This is a genomic window from Acinetobacter lwoffii, assembly GCF_049367455.1.
GTDB classification, from domain to species: Bacteria; Pseudomonadota; Gammaproteobacteria; order Pseudomonadales; family Moraxellaceae; genus Acinetobacter; species Acinetobacter lwoffii_W.
Window position 1 is genome coordinate 439010 of the sequence record NZ_JBMPXW010000001.1, and the last position, 13563, is coordinate 452572.

General features: G+C 42.8%; 13 protein-coding genes. 8 read left to right on the forward strand and 5 right to left on the reverse strand.

Going from position 1 to position 13563, the window contains the following annotated elements:
* Position 1 precedes the first annotated feature (1 nt).
* The 5 genes from trpC to ACO1B7_RS02240 all read left to right on the forward strand — a co-directional run bounded on the left by trpC (position 2) and on the right by ACO1B7_RS02240 (position 3763).
* Positions 2-808 (forward strand): indole-3-glycerol phosphate synthase TrpC, encoded by an 807-nt coding sequence (trpC, locus tag ACO1B7_RS02220; protein ID WP_423089761.1) that lies wholly within the window; start codon positions 2-4, stop codon positions 806-808.
* 197 nt (positions 809-1005) lie between these two features.
* Positions 1006-1689, forward strand: a complete 684-nt coding sequence (locus ACO1B7_RS02225) for a Smr/MutS family protein (protein WP_423089762.1) — start codon at positions 1006-1008, stop codon at positions 1687-1689.
* A gap of 93 nt (positions 1690-1782) precedes the next feature.
* Entirely contained in the window at positions 1783-2331 is a 549-nt protein-coding gene (gene folE / locus ACO1B7_RS02230) for a GTP cyclohydrolase I FolE (RefSeq protein WP_171065034.1), read from the forward strand.
* A 322-nt stretch (positions 2332-2653) separates the two neighbouring features.
* The gene (locus ACO1B7_RS02235; RefSeq protein ID WP_004646396.1) at positions 2654-3088 is read left to right on the forward strand and encodes a hypothetical protein; all 435 of its coding nucleotides are present in this window, start codon (positions 2654-2656) and stop codon (positions 3086-3088) included.
* A gap of 114 nt (positions 3089-3202) precedes the next feature.
* On the forward strand, positions 3203-3763 hold the full coding sequence (locus ACO1B7_RS02240) for a DUF4385 domain-containing protein (RefSeq protein WP_423089763.1): 561 nt from the start codon (positions 3203-3205) through the stop codon (positions 3761-3763).
* A gap of 11 nt (positions 3764-3774) precedes the next feature.
* On the opposite strand, the gene ACO1B7_RS02245 is transcribed toward ACO1B7_RS02240, so the two are convergent.
* The 5 genes from ACO1B7_RS02245 to hemE all read right to left on the reverse strand — a co-directional run bounded on the left by ACO1B7_RS02245 (position 3775) and on the right by hemE (position 9833).
* Positions 3775-5172 (reverse strand): diguanylate cyclase, encoded by a 1398-nt coding sequence (locus tag ACO1B7_RS02245; RefSeq protein WP_423089764.1) that lies wholly within the window; start codon positions 5170-5172, stop codon positions 3775-3777.
* A gap of 198 nt (positions 5173-5370) precedes the next feature.
* Complete coding sequence (locus ACO1B7_RS02250) at positions 5371-7257, reverse strand: DUF7840 domain-containing protein (RefSeq protein WP_423089765.1); 1887 nt, start codon at positions 7255-7257, stop codon at positions 5371-5373.
* Between the two features lie 77 nt (positions 7258-7334).
* The gene (locus ACO1B7_RS02255; protein ID WP_004279577.1) at positions 7335-7805 is read right to left on the reverse strand and encodes a DUF3015 family protein; all 471 of its coding nucleotides are present in this window, start codon (positions 7803-7805) and stop codon (positions 7335-7337) included.
* 143 nt (positions 7806-7948) lie between these two features.
* Positions 7949-8752: a DUF817 family protein gene (locus tag ACO1B7_RS02260; protein WP_423089766.1), complete on the reverse strand. Its 804-nt coding sequence runs from the start codon at positions 8750-8752 to the stop codon at positions 7949-7951.
* Positions 8753-8762: 10 nt separating this feature from the next.
* Entirely contained in the window at positions 8763-9833 is a 1071-nt protein-coding gene (gene hemE / locus ACO1B7_RS02265) for a uroporphyrinogen decarboxylase (RefSeq protein WP_423089767.1), read from the reverse strand.
* A gap of 205 nt (positions 9834-10038) precedes the next feature.
* Here hemE and ACO1B7_RS02270 point away from each other — a divergent pair, with 205 nt between their 5' ends.
* The 3 genes from ACO1B7_RS02270 to ACO1B7_RS02280 all read left to right on the forward strand — a co-directional run bounded on the left by ACO1B7_RS02270 (position 10039) and on the right by ACO1B7_RS02280 (position 13447).
* Positions 10039-11262, forward strand: coding sequence for a L,D-transpeptidase family protein (locus tag ACO1B7_RS02270; RefSeq protein ID WP_423089768.1), 1224 nt, complete (start codon positions 10039-10041; stop codon positions 11260-11262).
* A 179-nt stretch (positions 11263-11441) separates the two neighbouring features.
* Positions 11442-12140, forward strand: coding sequence for a pirin family protein (locus tag ACO1B7_RS02275; RefSeq protein ID WP_423089769.1), 699 nt, complete (start codon positions 11442-11444; stop codon positions 12138-12140).
* A 335-nt stretch (positions 12141-12475) separates the two neighbouring features.
* Positions 12476-13447 (forward strand): methyltransferase, encoded by a 972-nt coding sequence (locus ACO1B7_RS02280; protein ID WP_423089770.1) that lies wholly within the window; start codon positions 12476-12478, stop codon positions 13445-13447.
* Positions 13448-13563 lie beyond the last annotated feature (116 nt).

Genomic DNA, 13563 nt, shown 5'->3' on the forward strand with positions numbered 1-13563 from the left:
CATGGTAGATATCGCAAATACAATTTTAGGCAAGATTGTTGACCGTAAAAAAGAAGAATTTGCCCTACGTTTAAAGCAGAAAAGCTATAAAGATCTCGAGGAGCTGGCTCAGGGTGCATCACCTGTACGTGGTTTTGCCCAGTCTTTAATGTCGAAACGTCCGGGTGTCATTGCTGAAATTAAGAAAGCGTCACCATCTAAGGGCATTATTCGCGAGAATTTTAACCCTGCAGAAATTGCGGCACAGTATCAGGATGCAGGCGCAGCCTGTTTATCGGTGCTGACCGATGTAGACTTTTTCCAGGGTCATGATGACAACATTCAGATTGCCCGTTCACATTGCGACCTGCCTGCACTGCGCAAAGACTTTCTGATCGACCCTTATGGGGTCATCGAAGCACGCGCCTTGCATGCAGACTGTATCTTGCTGATTGTGGCTTGCCTGTCTGACCAGCAGTTAGAAGAAATGTCCAAAACTGCATTTGAACATCATCTGGATGTACTGGTTGAAGTTCACGATGAAGAAGAACTATCACGTGCTTTAAATCTTTCTGATCGTTGTCTGCTTGGCGTGAATAACCGTAATTTAAAAACCTTTGATGTTGATTTAAACATATCGATTCGTTTGAAAAAATTACTGGATCCTTCACGCTTGCTAGTCACTGAAAGTGGCATTGCCACACCTGCCGATGTCGCCATGATGCAGGAAAATGATATTCACGCCTTCTTGGTCGGCGAAAGCTTCATGAAACAGCCACGTCCGGATCATGCTTTCCGTGATCTGTTTGGTGAGCCTGAAGCGGTTTAAAATGTAAATACTCACCTAAGCATTAAAAAAGCCTAATCTCAGAATTGGGCTTTTTTATTTTCAATATTAAAAAGTAGATCATAGAATCTCGAGCGTATTTAAAATCCTCAGCAATGTCATGAACGCAATTCAGTTCTCCTTTGTCTATTTTCAGACTATAATTCTTGTAAATTCCGCATCTCCCTTGTTTTTACATTATGAGTAAACACGATTCTTCATTATCTAAAGATCAGTACAACCTGCTGAAATCTTTTAAGAAGCAAATTACACAGCCACAAACGCCTGCGGTCGTTGCTGCACCTGTTAAAAAGACTGTCGAGCAAGAGACTTTAGAAGAACTGGAATTATTCCGCAAGCAAATGCAGGGCGTGCAAAAAATTGAATCGGGCAATACGGTTCAACTGGACAAACCACGCAAGAAAAAGCCGGATGCACAAATCTTGGCAAAGCGTGCAGCGGCTACTGGCCCGATGGAAACAGAGGCAATGGCTTTATCAGATACTCAGGCCATGCTCAATCCTGTCGGCAGTCAGGCCAACTTGAGCTACCGCATTGCCACCTTGCAGCATAAAGTGTTTGAAGACTTGAAAGCCGGTAACTTGCGCTGGTTTGAAGCTGTGGATCTGCATGGCTGTACTGTGGAAGAAGCGCGTCAAGCCGTGCTGCAAATTATCCAGATCGCCAAAGATGAAAACCAGAACGTGATTAAAATTGTACATGGCAAAGGCCCGGAAGCGATTTTAAAAACCTATGTGAACGGCTGGTTGCGTCAGCACCGTGATGTTTTGGCTTTTGTCAGTGCACCTGAAAAGCAAGGCGGTACCGGTGCAGTATTGGTTCTGCTCAAACGTGCAGAAAAGAATCCAAAGTTCAAACAGTAAACGGTTTTAGCCTCAAAACAAGGCATTGTAAAAGTTTTCTGCTACAATGCCGTCCTTGTTCATTCTCAGTTTAAGTGAATACGTCATATGACTATGCAGCAATCCTACGCAAACATTCTTACTGCCGTTGGCGAAGATCTAAATCGCCCTGGTCTCAAAGATACGCCTGTGCGCGCTGCGAAAGCATTTTCATATTTAACCTCGGGTTATAGCCAGACACTTGAAGAAGTGACCAACAAGGCGGTCTTCCCTTCCGATAACCGTGAAATGGTCTTGGTCAAAAATATCGAATTTTATTCGCTATGTGAGCATCATTTATTGCCATTTTATGGCCGTGTTCATATTGCCTATTTGCCGGAAGGTCATGTTTTAGGCCTGTCTAAATTTGCCCGCATTACTGAAATGTTTGCACGCCGTTTGCAGATTCAGGAAAATCTGACTCAGCAAATTGCAGAAGCAGTGGCCGAAGTCACCAAAGCACGTGGTGTTGCCGTAGTTATTGATTCTGCGCATATGTGCATGATGATGCGCGGTGTAGGCAAGCAGGAATCAACCACACGTACGGTGTCGTTTATTGGTGATTTTAAAACCGACAAAGAAACACGTCGTGAATTTTTAAGTGCGGTTCCAGAAAGCTATTAATTATTTAAGCTTAAAAATAAGTTACTCAAAGCCTCGATCATTCGAGGTTTTTGCGTTTGGAGGAAGATAACATCCATACTTAATTCAAAAGCTCACTTGCTCTAAATGACATCTGGTAACAGGGTTTAAAGATCTGTCCCAGAACTTGCCATGTTTTAGTCTGGAACTCGAACAATTCCTGCTTGTGTTTGCAACAAGCCTACACTTGGATACACGATAAAGTTTTAATCCTGCCGCTCTCCCCTTAAAGTAATTTGAAGTTGATATACAGCAAAGCGCTTTATATCTTTCTGATTGATTTTTAATGATAAGGAAAGTAACCATGGCGAATAGCAAAAATAACCAGGCGAAAGACAGCAAAAAATCAGCAAAAACTGCTAAAAAGACTCAAGATGAGAAACTGAAAAAGTCGAATAAGAGCAGTGACAAAGACAGTGATCGCAAAGTCACTAAAAAAGCGGCGAGCAGTAAATCTAAAGCGGCATCTTCTAAAAAAGACAATGCCAGCAAAGATGAAAAAGTGAAGGCGAAGAAAAATTCGAGCTCAAAAGCCAGTGATAAAGCGAAAGACCAAAAGACCTCTTCCGCGAAAAAACCGGCTAAAGCGAAAAGCAGCAACAAGAGTAAAGACGACACTAAAGTGAAAAAGTCTTCTTCAAAAAAATCGGCGCCTGCTAAAAAGCAGTCGAGTAGCTCCTCTAAGAGCAAGTCAACCAAGGCTAAAACCTCGAAGACCAGTTCAAAAAAATCGAAGTAAAATGAAAGCCCCTAGCTCTAAATGACAGGGGCTTTTCTGTATCCTGCCCCTTTATTTTTATAATTTGTATTAGCTGAAATATTGAGCAATTTTAAATTTCAGAAAAGGCCGAATATGAAGCCATCTGCCAAAGTAGCGCCACCAAAACGTCCGTCACGTGTAGTTTCGAATAGTTTTGATTATTCTCTGGACTTTGCAAAGGTTAATTTCCGCAAACGACCGGAGCTCTACCGGATTGGCCGTGGTGAACAAGGTGTATTACTGGTTGAGCCTTATAAATCAGAAATCCTGCCGCACTGGCGCTTTGCAGATGAAGAAAAAGCACAAGCCAGTAGCGAGAAAATCTATCAGCTTTTTCTAGACTATTTAAAGCAAGAAGATTTTATCGGTGCGGACATGGCACGCAAGTTTTTACAGATGGGTTTTACCCGTGCCCGGCGTTATGCCAATCATAAAGGTGGCAAAAAGTATGACGGTCCGGTTCCGGAAGACAAAAAAGGTTTAAGTGGCGCGCATGGCCGTTCCGAGCTGCCACGCAATCAGCAAGATCCTGTTAAAGCCGCTGCTGCCAAAATTTTTAAACAGAAATGGGATGAAGCTAAAAATCATCCCGCATATCTTCAGCAAAAACAAAAATTTCAGGAATTTATAGAGCAGCAGTCTGCAACTGGATAAAAACCTTTTATTTAAACCGAGAGCGGCTGTGCGGTTGGGTTCAAGGACTGATGAGCCATATAGACCCTGTTACGCCCGTTATTCTTCGCCATATACAAAGCAGAATCTGCCGCGTTCAGGAAGCGCTGATAATCCGGATGTCCATCATAAAGCACACAACCAATACTGACCGTAAATTTAAACTGCTGGCCTTGTGCCGAATTAATCATGCCATTTTCAATATATTTACGCACACTTTCGGCAATATTCAGGGCACGTTTTTCATCAGTATCCACCAGTAACAGCAAAAACTCTTCACCGCCGACCCGGAAAGCATAATCACTGCCCTGACTGTATTTTTGCAATGCTTCGGCCAGAAATTTCAAAGCCAGATCACCTGCTGCATGTCCGAATTTGTCATTAATACTTTTGAAATAATCAGCATCAATGGCAAGTAAAGACAAAGGCGTATGATTCTTACGGGAAAAAGTGATTTCACGTGAAATAATGGTATTCAAATAACGACGATTCAATAACTGGGTCAATGAATCATTACCTGATTCAATATATTCGGCCACCTGAAATAACTGATCTACCAACAACTGAATCTCACGGTTCAAGTCACGGATTCGCTGGATCAGTCCCAGCATATTGTTTTTGTCCGTACAGTCCATGATCTCTTGATTAAGTTCATCGACTTGATAAATTCGTTCAATGATTAAATCGACCTGGTCAGAACCGGTAAAAGCATAAGAGGCTTTATGGATAAACCATAAACCGAACTCAGACTTGGACAGCATCGGATGATTCAATTTCTCATGCTCAGAAAAGACCTTGAACATGAGCTCATTTTCCCAGTCCAGCAATGAGCTGCGCTGTTTATCTTTTTGTACGGCCACATCCTGCATCGCTGAAAAAACACGATAACTGTGTTTAATTTCCTGATTCATGGCTGTTTTGGCTTCATAAGATCGGCACATGACTTCTGTGGCAAATCCCATGATTTGGACAATATAACTGCAGGTGGTCAACATACTGTGGTGAGGATTCTCATCCAGCAGTTCAAACATTTTACGCTCAATTTCACGTACACCGCGCATGATCAGCCAGGACGGAATTCCGACACGCGCATGCACATGCCCCACCATCGCCTGTTTCTGCACGGCATCGGCATAGCGTTTATTAATTCCTACACTAAAGCTTTCAAGTAGCCAGGCATTTAAAGTGTCGCGCAAGCGCTGTTGAATCAAGTCATCAGAAAAGAATTCTGCAGATTCCTTTTCAATGAGCATGTTTTTATAGAATTCTTCCACCAGAATCAGGGAATGATCTTGAATAAAGTGAAAGGCATGCAATAAGTCATCAGATGAATAATTTTGACAGATCTGTTCCCATTGCTCGGCCAGTCTTGCCATGCATTCATTATTCATACTGTCTGTCCCCCAAAACCTTGCAATTTGCACTCACATTATGTGACAAATATAACAAATATCAGGTATTTTTCCTAAAATATCGACCAGATTATTTGCACCAAACCCAGCTAATCTTTTTATGCAAGGGAAAACCGAACGGTAGCCTCACAGATACACAGCACTTTATGAATAGTGTTGATCAGTTTTAACTAAATCTTAAAAATACCGGATCAAACCAAGACTCCATTGATCCCAGTCTTTGGACTGTTGTTGCTGATATTCCCAAGACAGCCGAAGTGCATGTTGTGGATTGAATGCATATTGGATTTCAGTATTCAGTTTCAGCTGCCAGCGATGCGAATCTTCCCAATAAGGCAGTTCCACCTGCACCAGACTGTTGATCTGATCGCTCCAGATATTCTGGCACCCCACAGTAGGGCCTGCACCTACGCGCCAGCCCTGATCCAGTGCCTTGCCTGCCTGTAGCTGAGTTTGCATTTGTGCATAACATAGATGTTCACGGCTGGCATTTGCCCAGCTATAACCACCCTGAGTTTTTAAGCTGGCAACGCCATGCTGCTCATCTTCACTAAACTGGCCATGCGCATTCAGTGCTTCCTGTTGCCAGCCCAGATTAAAACCCCAGGACAATGGCGTATTAAACGGATTGACGGGGTTATAGGAATTGACAGTCAATAGATCCAGATGCTCCAGTTTGAGTTCACTGTCACGATATTGCAAAGCCCCATCCAGAAACAGCAATTGTGTGCCGGTTCGAAAACCGCCTTGCGGGTCGATGAGATCATGATAAGCCTGCCGATGCCCTAGCTGGACAAAGGATTCACCCTGAACCTGTCCGGCCTGAAGACTGATATTCCGTGCATGATGGCTTTGTACCGGGTCTATTTTTGGACGTTCAGGCGCTTTACGCTGCTTCTCGATATTCAGCTGACTTCTTAAGCCTAATAACTTGCGAAAACGTGGCTGGGAAAATGATTTATCGACTGTTTGTCGGAGAAAGTCCAGATATAAATGATCATAGGCCATTTCCAGAATTTTGGCCTGATCTTCTGCCGGATAAGGCTGCAAAATTGAAGGCATTACACCTGTTTTTGCATAAGCCAGCTGATGCGCAGTTTTTGCCAGCGCTTTACCATGCTGTCTGGATTGAGCCAGCAATTGAGTTTCAAGCGCTGGACGGTAAACTTTCTGTTTGATCAAGCCCTGCTGTTCTACGACTTTCAGTGTTTCAATCGGAATCGCAGTCGAATTAAACTGTTTTTGTAGATTTAGCTCGGGACGTACCAGATCAAAAAGTCCCAGTAGGCGATAAGCGCAATTATCACTAATAAAATAATAAGGGAAACTTACATTTTGCATTTCCCAGAGATGCTGTACTAAAAACCTGGTTTCTTGCGGGCTTAAGTTTAATTCATATTCCCATAAATCCCGGCTTTCAAAGTCACCATACTCTTTAACCTTACGGTAATACGGCATCAGGGAATATTCACCCGGATATTGTCCAGTCAGCCCTTTCCAGGCAAAGGACCAGTTGTCATTGCCATCGACCGTCGCAGCATAGTTGACCGCATAAGAAATCAGATTGAGTTGTTGCTGGTCTTTAGGGTCCAGACGCAACAAGGTATGACCAAACATCGAGCTGGGATTACCCATAAAATCCGTGGCATAGATCAGGGTTGCCTGATAAGGCTTGACCTCGCCAATCCATTTATCCAAATCCGGGCAACTGACCGCAGGCAATTGTTGCTCGGAAATATTCAATTGCTGCATTAACCAGCTGCTGCGTGCAGGAAACTTACAGCGGACGGACTGATTCGGCTCTGCGCTCAGGAATAAAGCCTGAATGTTATGCTGCATTTCTTTTTTTAGAGCAGTTTTTCCCTGCTCTGCCAGGAAATAGCCCGAATAGTTAACCTCGCTATGACCTTGGGGATTGGCATACATGAGACGTTGCCAGGTAGTGCTCTGATCCAGATGCTGAGTTTCGGCCTGAGCGATATAATGCTGGATGTCTGGATTAATTTCGCTAGAAAAACTTAAAGGGCTGAATGTCAGGCCCAACATGAAGAACGCATATTTCATTCAGTTAACTTATTCTCATCAATTTCTTTTAGTCATAAGAAAACCCTGCCAGAACAGCAGGGTTTTTGAGGTGCGGATCAGATGTAGGATTTCAATACTTCATCTTTGGCCATCACAGTTTGTAAGGTGCTTAAAACTTGTAATGTATTCTGGTTTTCTTCGGAATAAATTTCAGAGAAATTCTGCTTGGAAACGCTAAAGAAACGAGCTTTATCTTCAGATTTAATATTCAAAAGTTCAGCCAGAACATTCAGGCTTTCACCCTCTCCAACTGCCATATCACGCGCCAATGCTTCAGCGTTTTCATTGGTAAAGGTCACCACTTGAGCGGTTACGGTACCGCCCTGGCTACAACCCAAGGTACCAAAAGTGATCCCGAGCCACTGATTCGTGAACAGAACGTTGGTCGTACCTGCAAAGAGTTTAGGAATAATACCAGACTGACCCGCCCACACCTGGCTTCCGATACCACAACCGACATCTCGGTCAGCCATCGCCATGCTTGAACCTGTCGCCAATACCGCCGCCAGCATAATTTTTTTCAACATAGTTATTCTCCAATTATTCTCATGCAATCTTTGTTATTACTCTAATAATGTAATTTAAATTACATACTCAGCAGAGTAGCGACAAGTCAAGTTTGGCGCAATTGAAAAAATGTATGCTTTACATAAACATAACCTGATTGATTTTACTGTTCTTTGAGCGCCCAATCGCCTTGTGAATTACGCTGTCCCAAAATTTTCAGCACCAACACCAGACTCAGCAATAACAACAAATACCAGGAGCCCAGTTTGCCCCATCCCACCATATGCCATTGCTCAATCTGGCTTGGATAGAGCCAGATTTGGTAAAAGGTACTGATATTCTCGGCAATCCAGATAATAAACGCCAGAATCAGCAGTACGGGTAACATCGGCAACTGAAAAGCATGCTGATTCAACTGAAAGCGGATTTTGGTTTTCCAGAACATCAGCACGCTCCAGACAAATAGAATCAGACGATAATCGGGAATAAAAAACTTGCTCATAAAGTTGATATAAGACAAGACAGCCAATGTCAGCATATGGCTAAAACGCGGCAATTTTTCAAATGAAACCTGATATAGACGTAAAGAGCGCGCAAAAAAACTGCCGACCGCAGAATACATAAAACCGGCAAATAAAGGCACGGTCAGGATTTTAAATATTGCGGGTTGAGGGTAATGCCAGGAAGCAATTGCCGGATGGGTCAGGAAGATTTCCATCACCATGGCCATGAGATGAAATAACGCAATCACTTTGGCTTCAGCCCAGGATTCCAGTTTGGTATAGAGCAATATCACCTGAATCAGCAAAGCAAAAAAAAGCAGATAGTCATACCGGTAAAAACCAAAGAAGAGATCGCTGCCCATAGAAGCAGTCAGCGCAAAAGCGAGCAGGAGTAAAATCCCAAATAAGGCAGCCGAAGCTGCCTTATAAGTAAATTCAAACCCTGATTTGAATAGATCGATCAAGGTTTACATCCTAAAGATATTTGGCACTATACTCATGTACGGTATCAATAAATGCTTTTGGATTCGCCGGATCAACCCACTGGGTAATACCATGACCTAAATTGGCAACATAACCGGTTTTCTCGCCATTGGCATAGGCATCATCCAGCATGGCTTTTGTCGCTTTAATGATGGTCTCTGATGAACCATATAAAGTTGCAGGATCCAGGTTACCCTGAAGTGCTGCACGACCAGCAACCGTTTGACGAGCGACATTCAATGGCGTGGTCCAGTCCAGACCAAATGCATCTGCGCCTGTCGTAATCATCGGTTCCAACCATTGACCGCCACCTTTGGTAAACAGAATTACCGGAATCTTGCGGCCGTCTTTCTCACGTTGCAAACCAGCGACAATCTTCTGCATATAGTTCAGCGAGAACTCGATATATTCACGATGTGCTAATGCCCCACCCCAACTATCAAAGATCTGTACCGCTTGTGCACCCGCATCGATCTGCGCATTCAAATATTCAGTCACTGCATCAGCCAGACGATCCAGTAAAGCATGCAAAACTTCAGGCTGCGCATACATCATCTGTTTGGTAAAACGGAAATCCTTGCTTGAACCGCCTTCGACCATATACGTCGCCAGAGTCCATGGACTGCCTGAGAAACCAATCAGAGGAACCTGACCGCCCAAGGCTGAACGAATGGTCGAAACGGCATTCATCACATAATCCAGATCCGACTTGGCATTAAATGCAGGCAGATTGGCGACATCCTGTTCGGTACGGATGGTCTTGTGAAATTTCGGGCCTTCACCGGCTTCAAAATACAGCCCCAGTCCCAAAGCATCCGGAACCGTCAAGATATCCGAGAATAAAATCGCGGCATCAAGATCATAACGGCGTAAAGGCTGCAAAGTTACTTCACAGGCCAGTTCAGTATTCTTGCAAAGCGAAAGGAAATCTCCTGCCTTGGTACGCGTTTCGCGGTACTCAGGCAAATAACGGCCAGCCTGACGCATCATCCATACTGGCGTAGCATCTACAGGCTCACGCAACAATGCGCGCAGAAAACGATCATTTTTTAAGGTCGTCATTCACATTCCCATCTTTCTTTGACATTGCCAACATCATAGCAAAAAGGCCGCAGTTTTAATAACTTCTGGCAACTTTAAAAACCGATCGGATTGAACGGCAACCTAGTGATTTACACAAAACAACTACTGCATCTCCACATTTTTTCTGTAATACTTATAGTGTTTTTTCACATAGTTAAAGAAATAATTCTTAAGGTTGAGTTACATGTTCGTTCGCACAATGCTCGCTGTGAGTCTAGGTTGCATTTTCGCAGGTCAAGTTTTTGCCGCGTCTACTGCTGAACAACCATTAAAACCCCAAGTGGTGACTGATGTTGCAGTGCAAGATCCGATTGATCCATTAGCAACTGAAGCTTCAGCGGCCCAAGCAGCACCTGCAGAAGCGCAAATTACCGCACAAGAACAACAAAACTTAAAACAGGCATCTGAAGCACTGAATGAGCTACAGGATACCGAAGATCAGACTGCTTCTATTGGCGCAGCACCAAATACCAAAGCACCGACTAACTCTGCGGCAACCAAAGCTTCGTGGACTTTAGATGGCTTAAACAATGCCCAATGGTATGAAAATATCGGTGCAGGTCAATTCCCCGTTTACGCACGTGCGCATGTCATGCTGAATAATGCCCATGCATCACCGGGCGCGATTGACGGAACCAGCGGTAAAAACACACTAAAAGCCATTGCGTCTTTCCAGCAAATGAATGGCATCAAACCGACAGGTGTTTTGACTCAGGAAACCTGGGATAAACTGGTGGCACGTCAGGGTTCTAAGCCAACCTTTATTGAATACACCATTACTGAAAAAGATCTGGCAGGCCCATTTGCCAAGTCTATTCCTTCAGATTATGCGTTACAGGCGAAAATGAAAGGCCTGTACTACACACGTGTCAGTGAAATGTTGAGTGAAAAATTCCATATGGATGAGAATTTCTTAAAGAAACTCAATCCAAATGCTAACTTTAATAAAGTTGGTGAAAAATTACTGGTCAGCAATGTACGTAATGACTTGCCTGAAGGTATTCACTTGATTGTTGCGCATAAAGGCGCGAAACAACTGTACTTATTTAACAGTAAAAATCAAATGATCGCTTCATTCCCTGCCACCATTGGTAGTGCGGATACACCATCTCCAACCGGAACCTATAAAGTCACAGGTGTTGCACCAAACCCTTGGTACAGCTACTCACCTTCTAACTTTGTACAAGGTAAAAACTTAAAACCACTATCTTTACCACCGGGTCCTAACGGTCCTGTCGGGAATATCTGGATTGGTTTAAGCAAGAAATCATTTGGTATTCACGGGACACCAAACCCGTCTACCATTTCGAAAACAGCGTCACATGGTTGTATTCGTTTAACTAACTGGGATGCCAATGATCTTGGCCGTAAAGTCAAATCTGGGGTAACGGTTCGTTTCTTAGAATGATGATCGGTCTGCCGATTTGAATAAAAATAGCCTGCTTTGAGCGGGCTTTTTTATTCCTTATGTTTACTTTCAGCTCTGTCGTTGCAAAAATGCAATGATCTGTCGCCTATTTGAGATTTTTTCAGTTATAAAACGACAGTATGATGATCTCAAGTTAAAAATAATGTCGAGATAAAATCATGAATGCTTTTCTACATCCTAGCGAAAATCGTGGTCATGTAAAAATGGGCTGGCTGGAGTCTAAACACAGTTTCTCATTTGGTAACTGGTATAACCCAAAGTATATGGGTGTCAGCGCTTTACGTGTCATTAATGATGACCTGATTGATGGACATCAGGGTTTTGGAACGCATCCACATGACAATATGGAAATCCTGACCTGTGTGCTGAAAGGAACCATTACCCATCAGGACAGCATGGGCAATCATGGCGGAATCGCTGCGGGTGAATGGCAACTGATGAGTGCAGGAACAGGTGTGCGGCACAGTGAAATGAACCAAGGCGACGAACAGGTCCATTTACTGCAAATCTGGATTATTCCAAATGAACGTGATGCCAAGCCGAACTATCAGCAAATCCGTCTTGACCCGCATGAGCAACCGAACCAGTGGCATTTGATTTGTGGTCCGAATGACAATGCACCGATGCATATTCGTCAGAATGCCGAAGTCAGAACTGCGGTGATTCAGCAAGGCCAAAGTCTGGAAGTGAAAGCGACCCAGCATATTAATTATGTACATGTTGTTTCTGGCACTGTCCAGATCGCTGAACATAAGGTTGAAGCTGGCGGCGCAATTGCTTTTCTAGATGATACAGAAATTAAAGCAAGCGAAGATGCGCAAGTGATCTGGTTTGATTTGCCGGAAGTACCTAACTAAGCTTTTAAAGCTCTCAGCTCTAATGGCTATTGATCCCAGTGATTAATAGCCATTTTTTATACGTATAATCATGAATAAAAAATAATAGTTCGCAAAATCATAATAAGGCTGCTTAACCAATAAAATTATGCCTACGACCTATACAAATCCAACCAATTCTCATCACATTTTTACCTAAGCAATGCATTATTTAGGTGAATATAAACTGATCCCTTTCCATGGAATCCAGTGCTGTATAGCTTTGATCATTCACGACTGGTTTGATATTGTCTTTTGCAGGCATAAAGTGAATTAATCTTTTCATGTAGGTTAAATAAATAGAAGAGCATATCCGTATGAACCAAATTTTAGAGATTCAAAGCAGCCCGCAGCAAGCTTTGCTTTATTTATTAGCCTTTTTAAAACAACAAGATTATCAGTTTACGACCATTACACCGCTTTCCCACCAGCGAATTCTGAATCGAAAAAAGAATGAAATTTATAAGCACAGAACCCATCAGGATATCTTTGGCTGGAATCTAAACTTTAAAAAAACTGATCTTGATTCTGCCCTTTTTACATTATTGCAAGAACATCAGCTTCTACAGGTTCAGGGAGATCAATACTTGAGTCAGGTTCGGGTTTCTTCACTCGATGGCGAACTCTTTATTCATTCAGCTTTTCCAACCACTCAGCAAGATGCGGTATTTTTCGGTCCGGATACGTATCGCTTTATCTATCATCTCAAGCAATATCTAGCTGCTCAGCCTCGCCCTTTTAAACGGGTCGTGGAAATGTGTTGTGGCACTTCAGCAGCCGCGATCAGCATTGCCAGACATTTTCCAGATGTGAATGAAATGATGGTTGCAGACCTGAATCCCAAAGCCTTGCTCTATAGCCAGATTAATATCAGTTTTGCCGGCTTAAACCATATTCATCCGGTTCAAAGTAATTTATTTTCCAATCTTGATGGAAAATTTGATCTGATTTTTGCTAATCCACCGTATTTAATTGATCCCGAACAACGTCAATATCGTCATGGCGGTAATGCGCTGGATGGCTGTGATTTATCATTCAGGATTATAAAAGAAGGTCTACAGCGCCTGAATTCTGGCGGACATTTATTTCTATATACCGGTGTGACCGTGACTGAACATGGCAATCTGTTTTTGCAGCATCTTAAAGATTTGATGAAACAGCATCAAAATATAATCTGGTCCTATGAAGAAATTGACCCGGATATTTTTGGTGAAGAACTGGAACAACCGGCTTACCAACATGTGGAAAGAATTGCGTTGGCATTAATCAAAATTGAAGTAGGCAATTAAAGAATATTTATTAATTATGGAATTTTAAAATTTTGACTTTGTTCGCTATCAGCTTATTTTAAATCGTTTTATTAAAATCATAGAAATAAAAAAACCCCAATCTTTCGACTGGGGTT

Bases quoted from the DNA above. Each gene is read 5' to 3' on its own strand.
- trpC (WP_423089761.1), top strand. From the start codon at position 2: ATGGTAGATATCGCAAATACAATTTTAGGCAAGATTGTTGACCGTAAA.
- ACO1B7_RS02225 (WP_423089762.1), top strand. From the start codon at position 1,006: ATGAGTAAACACGATTCTTCATTATCTAAAGATCAGTACAACCTGCTG.
- folE (WP_171065034.1), top strand. From the start codon at position 1,783: ATGCAGCAATCCTACGCAAACATTCTTACTGCCGTTGGCGAAGATCTA.
- ACO1B7_RS02235 (WP_004646396.1), top strand. From the start codon at position 2,654: ATGGCGAATAGCAAAAATAACCAGGCGAAAGACAGCAAAAAATCAGCA.
- ACO1B7_RS02240 (WP_423089763.1), top strand. From the start codon at position 3,203: ATGAAGCCATCTGCCAAAGTAGCGCCACCAAAACGTCCGTCACGTGTA.
- ACO1B7_RS02245 (WP_423089764.1), bottom strand. From the start codon at position 5,172: ATGAATAATGAATGCATGGCAAGACTGGCCGAGCAATGGGAACAGATC.
- ACO1B7_RS02250 (WP_423089765.1), bottom strand. From the start codon at position 7,257: ATGAAATATGCGTTCTTCATGTTGGGCCTGACATTCAGCCCTTTAAGT.
- ACO1B7_RS02255 (WP_004279577.1), bottom strand. From the start codon at position 7,805: ATGTTGAAAAAAATTATGCTGGCGGCGGTATTGGCGACAGGTTCAAGC.
- hemE (WP_423089767.1), bottom strand. From the start codon at position 9,833: ATGACGACCTTAAAAAATGATCGTTTTCTGCGCGCATTGTTGCGTGAG.
- ACO1B7_RS02270 (WP_423089768.1), top strand. From the start codon at position 10,039: ATGTTCGTTCGCACAATGCTCGCTGTGAGTCTAGGTTGCATTTTCGCA.
- ACO1B7_RS02275 (WP_423089769.1), top strand. From the start codon at position 11,442: ATGAATGCTTTTCTACATCCTAGCGAAAATCGTGGTCATGTAAAAATG.
- ACO1B7_RS02280 (WP_423089770.1), top strand. From the start codon at position 12,476: ATGAACCAAATTTTAGAGATTCAAAGCAGCCCGCAGCAAGCTTTGCTT.